General features: G+C 45.5%; 7 protein-coding genes. 4 read left to right on the forward strand and 3 right to left on the reverse strand.

All coding sequences use genetic code 11. The features are described 5' to 3' along the window. Positions 1–67: 67 nt before the first annotated feature. Entirely contained in the window at positions 68–1,321 is a 1,254-nt protein-coding gene (locus OH463_RS25505; protein ID WP_047517781.1) for a uracil-xanthine permease family protein, read from the forward strand. Positions 1,322–1,459: 138 nt separating this feature from the next. Here OH463_RS25505 and upp read toward each other — a convergent pair whose 3' ends face one another. After that, the gene (gene upp / locus OH463_RS25510; protein ID WP_005445324.1) at positions 1,460–2,086 is read right to left on the reverse strand and encodes a uracil phosphoribosyltransferase; all 627 of its coding nucleotides are present in this window, start codon (positions 2,084–2,086) and stop codon (positions 1,460–1,462) included. 179 nt (positions 2,087–2,265) lie between these two features. On the opposite strand from upp, the gene purM reads away from it, so the two are divergent. Both purM and purN read left to right on the forward strand, forming a co-directional pair. After that, positions 2,266–3,306 (forward strand): phosphoribosylformylglycinamidine cyclo-ligase, encoded by a 1,041-nt coding sequence (gene purM / locus OH463_RS25515; RefSeq protein ID WP_269993079.1) that lies wholly within the window; start codon positions 2,266–2,268, stop codon positions 3,304–3,306. Between the two features lie 408 nt (positions 3,307–3,714). Further along, on the forward strand, positions 3,715–4,353 hold the full coding sequence (gene purN / locus OH463_RS25520) for a phosphoribosylglycinamide formyltransferase (protein WP_005445321.1): 639 nt from the start codon (positions 3,715–3,717) through the stop codon (positions 4,351–4,353). Positions 4,354–4,750: 397 nt separating this feature from the next. Here purN and OH463_RS25525 read toward each other — a convergent pair whose 3' ends face one another. Both OH463_RS25525 and lpcA read right to left on the reverse strand, forming a co-directional pair. Continuing rightward, positions 4,751–5,596 carry a class II glutamine amidotransferase gene (locus OH463_RS25525; RefSeq protein ID WP_005445320.1) on the reverse strand — a complete coding sequence of 282 codons (846 nt, stop codon included), beginning with the start codon at positions 5,594–5,596 and terminating at the stop codon, positions 4,751–4,753. Between the two features lie 61 nt (positions 5,597–5,657). After that, a complete protein-coding gene (gene lpcA, locus OH463_RS25530) occupies positions 5,658–6,233 on the reverse strand; it encodes a D-sedoheptulose 7-phosphate isomerase (RefSeq protein WP_005436835.1) in 576 nt (191 codons plus the stop codon). 359 nt (positions 6,234–6,592) lie between these two features. Here lpcA and fadE point away from each other — a divergent pair, with 359 nt between their 5' ends. Further along, complete coding sequence (gene fadE, locus OH463_RS25535) at positions 6,593–9,037, forward strand: acyl-CoA dehydrogenase FadE (RefSeq protein WP_017189239.1); 2,445 nt, start codon at positions 6,593–6,595, stop codon at positions 9,035–9,037. Positions 9,038–9,320: the final 283 nt, after the last annotated feature.

Genomic DNA, 9,320 nt, shown 5'->3' on the forward strand with positions numbered 1-9,320 from the left:
TGCAATCGATTGCCAGATGATAAGATTCGCCGGATTTGTCTGCGTATCTTTGAAATAGGGAATTATTATGAAAAACGCGTTACAAGGCGCTCAGATGCTCTTTGTCGCTTTTGGTGCTCTCGTATTAGTACCACTTCTTACTGGTCTTGACCCAAACGTTGCTCTGTTTGGTGCTGGTGTCGGTACTCTTCTTTTCCAACTAATAACTAAACGTTCCGTTCCTATCTTCCTTGCCTCTTCTTTTGCGTTTATTGCTCCTATTATGTTCGGTATCCAAACTTGGGGTATCGGTGCGACTATGGGCGGCTTAATGGCGGCGGGTTTGGTTTATGTCGCGCTTGGTGCGATGATCAAAGTGCGTGGTGTCGGCTTCATCCATAAAATTTTACCACCAGTTGTGGTAGGTCCGGTGATTATGGTCATTGGTCTTGGTTTGGCACCAACAGCAGTAAACATGGCGGTAGGTAAAACCGGTGATGGTGCCATCCAACTCGTAAATGGTGATGCTGCAGTTATCATTTCAGCAGTGTCATTGCTAACGACCATCGCACTGAGTGTATTCGCGAGAGGCTTCCTAAAACTGGTGCCTATCGTCGGCGGTATCTTAGCGGGTTACTCTGTTTCGCTTTTCTATGGTGTGGTTGATTTCACTCCAGTAGCTCAAGCTGCTTGGCTAGCCATGCCAAACTTCACGGCGCCAGAGTTTAACATCAACGCTATCTTATTCATGATCCCAGTTGCGATCGCACCAGCGGTAGAGCACGTAGGAGACATGCTGGCTATCTCAAACGTAACGGGTAAAAACTACCTCAAGAAACCTGGTCTTCACCGCACGATTGCGGGTGACGGGGTGGCAACAATTGCGGCTTCTATGGTTGGTGCTCCACCAAATACAACTTACAGCGAAGTAACGGGCGCAGTGATGCTGACTAAAGCCTTTAACCCTGTGATCATGACATGGGCGGCGATCACGGCAATCGTACTTGCCTTAGTGGGTAAGCTCGGAGCCATTCTACAAACGATCCCTGTTCCGGTCATGGGTGGCATCATGATCCTATTGTTCGGTTCTATCGCAACCGTCGGTCTAAACACGCTCATCAAAAACAATGTGGACCTGCACAAATCACGTAACCTAGTGATCGTCGCAGTAACACTGGTATTTGGTATCGGTGGCATGGCTTTCGGTATTGGCGAGTTTAGCCTACAAGGTGTGAGCCTGTGTGGTATCGTGGCTATCATTCTTAACCTTGTGCTACCACACGATCTTGGTGAAAACCACGTGGTGGATAATGCACAGATGGAAGAAGACAACGCGAAGTAATTTATCGTGCGGCTTAATTGATTTGAGTCGCGCGGTTATCACTTTCATATCTAGCTTCTAGCTTCCACATAGCAGAGACAAAAAAGGCTTGGTTTTCACCAAGCCTTTATTTATTCAATTCAGTAAAAGCAATAACGCTTATTTAGTACCGAAGATCTTGTCACCAGCGTCACCTAGACCAGGAACGATGTAACCTTTGTCGTTTAGCTTCTCATCGATTGCAGCAGTGTATAGCTCAACGTCTGGGTGAGCTTTTTCTAGCGCTTCGATACCTTCAGGAGCAGCGACAAGAACAAGTACTTTGATTGCCTGACAACCTTTCTCTTTTAGAAGGTCGATAGTCGCGATCATAGAACCACCTGTTGCAAGCATTGGGTCAACAACTAGAGCAATACGCTCATCGATGTTAGAAGCAAGCTTGTTAAAGTATGGTACTGGCTCTAGTGTTTCTTCATCGCGGTAGATACCAACAACACTGATACGCGCGCTTGGCATGTGCTCTAGAACACCATCCATCATGCCTAGACCTGCACGCAAGATTGGCACTACTGTTACTTTTTTACCCTTGATTTGGTCAACTTCTACAGGACCATTCCAACCTTCAATGGTTACTTTCTCTGTTTCAAAGTCTGCAGTCGCTTCGTAAGTAAGTAGGCTACCGACTTCTGTCGCTAACTCACGAAAACGCTTCGTGCTGATGTCACCTTCTCGCATTAGACCGATTTTATGTTTTACTAGAGGGTGTTTAACTTCAACAACTTTCATTTCCATCTCCGGCTTTATTGGCAATATTTAAACAAACCTTCAGATTATACATGATTTTTGCAGGGATATCAGGATAGATCACTAAAGAAAAAAACCGACGCAAACGTTTGCTATCTGTATTTAACCACTGGTAGAATAGCGCCGTTTTCATATCCAACTTAAAAACCGAGGACTTCCCTGTGAGTGGTAACAACTCTTCTCTTAGCTATAAAGACGCTGGTGTAGATATTGATGCAGGCAACGCGCTTGTAGATCGTATTAAAGGTGCGGTTAAGCGTACTCGTCGCCCTGAAGTGATGGGTGGTATCGGCGGTTTTGGCGCATTGTGTGAACTACCAACTAAATACAAACAGCCTGTACTGGTTTCTGGTACTGACGGTGTAGGTACAAAACTTCGCCTAGCGCTGGATATGAACAAGCACGACACTATTGGCGTTGACCTAGTGGCAATGTGTGTAAACGATCTAATCGTTCAAGGTGCAGAGCCATTATTCTTCCTAGATTACTACGCGACAGGCAAACTGAATGTAGACACAGCGGCAGACGTAGTTTCTGGTATCGCTGATGGCTGTGTTCAAGCAGGCTGTGCACTTATCGGTGGTGAAACCGCTGAAATGCCAGGCATGTACGAAGGCGAAGACTACGACGTTGCAGGCTTCTGTGTTGGCGTAGTGGAAAAAGAAGATGTGATTGATGGTACTAAAGTAGCCGCTGGTGATGCACTTATCGCAGTTGGCTCTAGCGGTCCACATTCGAACGGTTACTCGCTTATCCGTAAGATTCTAGAAGTTTCTGGCGCAGATAAGAACGAAGAGCTAGCAGGTCGCACTATTGGCGAACACCTTCTAGAACCAACTAAGATTTACATCAAATCAGCACTTAAGATGATTGAGAAACACGATATCCACGCGATCTCTCACATCACTGGTGGTGGTTTCTGGGAAAACATTCCACGCGTACTGCCTGAAGGAACCAAAGCCGTTATCGATGGTAACAGCTGGGAATGGCCAATCATCTTCAAATGGTTACAAGAGAAAGGCAACGTTGAAACACACGAGATGTACCGTACGTTCAACTGTGGTGTTGGTCTAGTCGTTGCACTACCAAAAGACCAAGCGGACGCAGCAGTTGCACTTCTTAAAGAAGAAGGCGAAAACGCATGGGTGATTGGTGAAATTGCTCAAGCAGAAGCCAATGAAGAGCAAGTTGAAATCCAATAACTTGCGAATCAAGCTCAAAAAATAAAAAGAATGGGGATGTTATCCCCAAATAACTTCTAAATGCTGGTTCAGCGAGAATGAATTGGTTTGTAGGCGCGACAACGATTTGAAGATCTAGTGGTTCTAAATCAAAAATCGTTAACAAAGTATACAAGCCAATACAGCTCGCCCTTCGGGAGCATGTCACCAATACGATTTCATCGTCAAACAACTTGGAAACAGCTTACTATTCCACTGCGTTGTTTTCCTTGAATTAGAATTGGTGACAAAGCTCTGAATCCAGCCTAATGAAGTCATTTGGGGATATAGTCCTCATTCTGCTATCTGGAACATCGAAAACCATTCTAATAGTAGGTAATTTAGCAATTACGCACGTCAAACCTACAGTATCAAGGCAGTCTCAATATCATGAAAAACATAGTGGTCCTCATTTCAGGTAACGGCAGTAACCTGCAAGCTATCTTGGAAGCTTGCGAAGACAACATGCCAAATGCACAAGTCGCAGCCGTATTCTCCAACAAAGCTGACGCTTATGGTTTAGAACGTGCAAAGCAGTTTGATGTGAACGACCATTTTGTCGATCCAAAAGCATTTGATTCACGCGAAGACTTTGATGCTGAACTGATGCAGCAAATCGATGAGTACCAACCAGACGTCATTGTGCTCGCAGGCTACATGCGTATTTTGAGCAGCGCGTTTGTTTCCCACTATCTGGGCAAGATGATCAACATCCACCCTTCTCTTCTGCCAAAGTACCCGGGGTTACACACCCACCAGCGCGCGATTGATGCAGGCGACAAAGAACACGGCACCAGTGTTCACTTTGTGACAGAAGAATTAGACGGCGGACCTGTGGTATTGCAAGCAAAAGTGCCAGTATTTGAAGACGACGATGCCGATACTCTAGCCGCTCGCGTTCAAACTCAAGAGCACAAGATCTACCCAATGGTGACTAAGTGGTTAGTAGAAGAGCGCTTAACCATGAAAGATGGCAAAGCATTTCTTGATGGTTTTGAGCTTGGTGAACACGGCTACGCTGACGAGTAATTCTGAATACCAAATTCCAAACGCAAAAAGGCAGCCATCAGGCTGCCTTTTGTTATTTTAAATCTTATAGGCTTGGCTCAATGAAGCCGTTGTCAAACTAGAAACCAAAACTAACAACCTAAAAAGTCCCTGACACCACCTTAGCAATACAACACTCGGATAGTAGATTCTGAATCTGACTCGTTCCTCGTCGTTCAGAATGACGCTGCAGGCAAAGAAAAATCAATTTCACTTCAATCATTTACGTCATTCCAGCGAGCCTTAGCGAGACTAGGAATCTATTATCAATACGCTAGGAAGTAAAAATGCTCATCTGTACCCGCCTTCGGTTTAAGACGCATAAAAATAAAGCTCGCGATTAAGCGAGCTTTATCTAGATGTTCATTGTCAAAAACCATCACTCCAACGGTTCAGTCGGCGCTTGGTTACCTGGCTTCGGTGCAGCAAATGGAACATCTTCCAGAGCTTTGGCATTGTTCAATACCAATTCCCCAACGTGAAACAAACCGTACTCGCCCGGCTTCATGCGATGCCATGTTTCATTGCCAGTAAGCGGCTGAGTTGCAATCACAGAAACCACATCATTTGGTGTCGTCTCTTCTTGGAAGTTGATTTCTACATCTTCATCCAACAGAGCGGCCTTGCCAAATGGAGCTCGACGGGTAATCCAATACAAATGGTTGGTACAGTAAGTCATCACAAACTCACCGTCGCTGAGCAGCATATTGAACACGCCTTTCTCTTTTAGCTTGTCGCAACATTCAGCGACATAGATAAAGACCGCTTCCATATCCTGAGGAGGCTCAGGATACTTATCTTCCATCTGCTTTAATAGCCAGCAAAATGCCATTTCACTGTCAGTTTGCCCTACCGGACGGTGACGCCCTGTGTACAAATCTTGGTAATCGGTCAGCTGACCATTGTGTGCAAAAGTCCAGTAACGCCCCCAAAGCTCACGCGTAAACGGATGGGTGTTTTCCAGATTCACACCACCTCGGTTAGCTTGGCGAATATGACTCACTACTGCGCGACTTTTTATCGGGTAGTTTTGCACTAATTCAGCAATCTTTGAGTCACAACTTGGGTTTGGATCTTTGAAAGTGCGGAATCCCTTTCCTTCATAAAAAGTGATTCCCCAACCATCACGATGCGGACCAGTACGACCACCGCGCTGCATCAATCCAGTAAAACTGAAACAAATATCGGTTGGAACATTTGCGCTCATGCCGAGCAATTCACACATGGTTTAACGAACTCCTTACCTTAAAACACAACTAAGCCATCATTCAGCTTAGTTGTAAATCTTATTCCATCTCTTTTTCGATCAATTGAATAATGATGTGAATGATCTTGATGTGTACTTCTTGGATACGGTCTGCATAACCGAAATGCGGTACGCGGATCTCGATGTCTGCAAGACCGGCCATCTTACCGCCATCTTTACCCGTTAGCGCAATCGTCTTCATGCCTTTTGCTTGGGCTGCTTCAATCGCTTTTAAGATGTTACCTGAGTTACCAGAAGTCGATAGACCGAACAGAACATCACCTTTGCGACCCACTGCTTCTACGTAACGTGAGAAGACAAAGTCATAGCCAAAGTCGTTACTTACGCAAGAAAGGTGGCTTGGATCTGAAATAGCGATGCCAGCATAACCTGGACGGTTTTCACGGTAGCGACCTGTTAGCTCTTCTGCAAAGTGCATTGAGTCACAGTGCGAACCACCGTTACCACACGACAGAACTTTACCGTCTTGCTTGAAAGAATCAGCAATCATTTTCGCTGCTGCTTCGATTTGCGCGATGTTGTGATCATCACTTAAAAACTTGTTCAGAACTTCAGCAGCTTCGTTTAATTCACTTCTAATCAGATCTTGGTACATAAGACGTTCTCTTTATTATTTCGGCCAAAACAGTGAGGTTGAGCCTCTCGCTTAGCAAATTGTGCTGATGAGGCAATTGCCTTGCACATTTCATTACTCTGAGTTTACCCACAAACGAGAATTAGTGTCGATAGCGAACCACAAGATTTGGATTCTTCACGGTAATAAACTTGCTAACTTGCTTATGAAATCATCACCCAACTCTCAACTTTAGAATTTTAACTCTACTTAGATCACTTTTTGCTCAATGTTGTGTTTTACATTTCTTTAATATTTTGATTACACTTATGAGAACTGGTTAGACCTCTTACCAAAATACAGACGTACAACATAATTAAAGTCTGAGAAGGAAAAAACATATGGACATCTTGCTCTCAATCGTAGCGATGACAGTTGTGTTAGGCATTACGCTTTACCACAGAATGTCACTCGTGAAATCCGTCAGCCTGCTAACAGCTGCCATGCTAGCACTGACTATCGCAGGCTCAGTTGGTTTTATTGGCTGGGTACTTTACGTTCTTGCCGTTGCAGTGTTCGCGGTTTCTAGCATTCGCCAATCCCTCATTAGCCGCAAAGCACTTGCTCTGTTTAAGAAAGTCCTACCTGCTATGTCTCAAACCGAAAAAGAAGCATTAGACGCCGGTACAGTGTGGTGGGAAGCAGAACTATTTAAGGGCAAACCTGAATGGCAAAAACTTCATGCCATCAAAGCTCCTAAATTAAGTAAAGAAGAGCAAGACTTCTTAGACGGTCCTGTAAACGAAGTGTGCGCCATGGTTAGTGACTTTCAGGTAACACACGAACTTGCAGATTTACCACCAGAAGTGTGGCAATACCTTAAGGACAATAAGTTTTTCGCCATGATCATCAAGAAGAAATACGGCGGTCTTGAGTTCTCTGCATACGCTCAATCTTTGGTATTACAAAAACTAACCGGCGTTTCTGGCGTTTTGTCATCTACCGTTGGTGTTCCAAACTCGTTAGGTCCTGGTGAACTACTGCAACACTACGGCACTGAAGAGCAGAAAAACCACTACTTACCCCGTCTTGCTGAAGGTAAAGAAATCCCATGTTTCGCATTAACTAGCCCAGAAGCAGGTTCCGATGCAGGCTCAATCCCAGATTACGGCATTGTATGTAAAGGCGAATGGGAAGGCGAAGAAGTGCTTGGTATGCGCTTAACATGGAACAAGCGCTACATCACTCTTGCTCCTGTCGCAACGGTACTTGGTCTTGCTTTTAAACTGCGTGATCCTGATGGCTTGCTAGGCGACCAAAAAGAGTTGGGCATCACCTGTGCGCTTATTCCAACGGACCTAAAAGGCGTTGAGATCGGCAATCGTCACTTCCCGCTTAATGTACCATTCCAAAACGGTCCAACCCGCGGTAAAGACATTTTCGTTCCGATGGATTTCATTATTGGTGGCGAGAAAATGGCAGGTCAAGGCTGGCGTATGCTGGTTGAATGTCTGTCAGTTGGTCGAGGTATCACACTGCCTTCTAACTCAACTGGTGGAATCAAAACTGCCGCGATGGCGACAGGTGCTTACTCGCGTATTCGTCGTCAGTTCAAACAACCTATCGGTCATATGGAAGGCGTAGAAGAACCATTAGCGCGCCTAGGTGGTAATGCTTACGTTATGGATGCGGCAAGCAACTTAACTGTAGCTGGTATTGACCTTGGTGAAAAACCTTCGGTTATCTCGGCTATCGTGAAATATCACTGTACTCACCGTGGGCAGCAAAGCATCATCGACGCGATGGACATCGTAGGTGGTAAAGGTATCTGTATGGGTCCTTCTAACTTCCTAGCGCGTGGTTACCAAGGTGCGCCAATCGCGGTAACGGTAGAAGGTGCAAACATCTTAACTCGTTCAATGATCATCTTTGGTCAAGGTGCGATTCGTTGTCACCCGTATGTTCTTGAAGAGATGAACGCGGCTTACTCTGACGCAGGCGATGCGGTTGAGAAATTCGATAAAGCGCTAGCGGGTCATGTCAGCTTCACCATGAGTAATCTCGTTCGCAGTATCTGGTTTGGTCTAAGTGATGGTCTGGGTTCCTCATCACCAACTAAAGATGCAACTAAGCGTTACTACCAGCAATTGAACCGTTACAGTGCAAACCTTGCTCTGCTATCGGATATCTCAATGGCGGTGCTAGGTGGCTCATTGAAACGTAAAGAGCGTCTGTCTGCACGTCTTGGCGACATTCTAAGTCAGCTGTACCTTGGCTCTGCAACCCTAAAACGCTTTGAGCAAGATGGTCGTCCGGTTGAAGACCTACCGCTAGTACACTGGGGCTTACAAGACAGCTTGAAGCAGACTGAAGCGGCGATTGATGAGTTCCTAGCGAACTTCCCTAATAAAGTGATCGGTCGCGCACTGCGTGTATTGATCATGCCATTTGGTCGTGTACGTAAAGCACCAAGTGATAAGCTAGACAGCAAAGTAGCTCGTATTCTACAAACGCCAAGTGCAACACGTTCACGCATTGGTCGTGGTCAGTACCTAGAACCAACTGAGCACAATGCAGCAGGTAAAATTGAGCTAGCACTGTCTGTGATTCTTCAAGCTGAGCCTGTGTTCGACAAGGTATGTAAAGCGCAAGGCAAACGCCGCCCATTCCTACGTTTGGATATGATCGCTCAAGAAGGTTTAGAGCAAGGTGTAATCACTCAAGAAGAAGCGGATCTGTTGAGAGAAGCAGAGCAGCATCGTCTAGACACCATCAACGTAGACGACTTTGAGCCAGAGCTATTAGCCGCAAAGCCGCTTTACCCTCAGATGGAGCACGTCGCTTAAGCAGGTAATCACTTAAACGAAAAATAGAAAAGCAAAACGGGAGCTAAGGCTCCCGTTTTTTATTGAATCTCTGCTTCGCACAACACGGCGCTCGCAAAGTCCTAGAACGCTGGTAGCAGATTCTTAGTCTCGCTGGAGCTCGCTAGAATGACGGTTTACTTTGAGTTACCAGGTTACTATACGCACAGTGTTCCTAGGTTTTCGTCATTCTGAACAGTGAGGAACGAACGTGATTCAGAATCTACTTTCCACGTGCTCCTTAGATGAGGACGCCCCAAAGCCC

This window comes from Vibrio sp. NFR, from assembly GCF_027587095.1.
Lineage (GTDB): Bacteria > Pseudomonadota > Gammaproteobacteria > Enterobacterales > Vibrionaceae > Vibrio > Vibrio harveyi.

Bases quoted from the DNA above. Each gene is read 5' to 3' on its own strand.
- OH463_RS25505 (WP_047517781.1), top strand. From the start codon at position 68: ATGAAAAACGCGTTACAAGGCGCTCAGATGCTCTTTGTCGCTTTTGGT.
- upp (WP_005445324.1), bottom strand. From the start codon at position 2,086: ATGAAAGTTGTTGAAGTTAAACACCCTCTAGTAAAACATAAAATCGGT.
- purN (WP_005445321.1), top strand. From the start codon at position 3,715: ATGAAAAACATAGTGGTCCTCATTTCAGGTAACGGCAGTAACCTGCAA.
- OH463_RS25525 (WP_005445320.1), bottom strand. From the start codon at position 5,596: ATGTGTGAATTGCTCGGCATGAGCGCAAATGTTCCAACCGATATTTGT.
- lpcA (WP_005436835.1), bottom strand. From the start codon at position 6,233: ATGTACCAAGATCTGATTAGAAGTGAATTAAACGAAGCTGCTGAAGTT.
- fadE (WP_017189239.1), top strand. From the start codon at position 6,593: ATGGACATCTTGCTCTCAATCGTAGCGATGACAGTTGTGTTAGGCATT.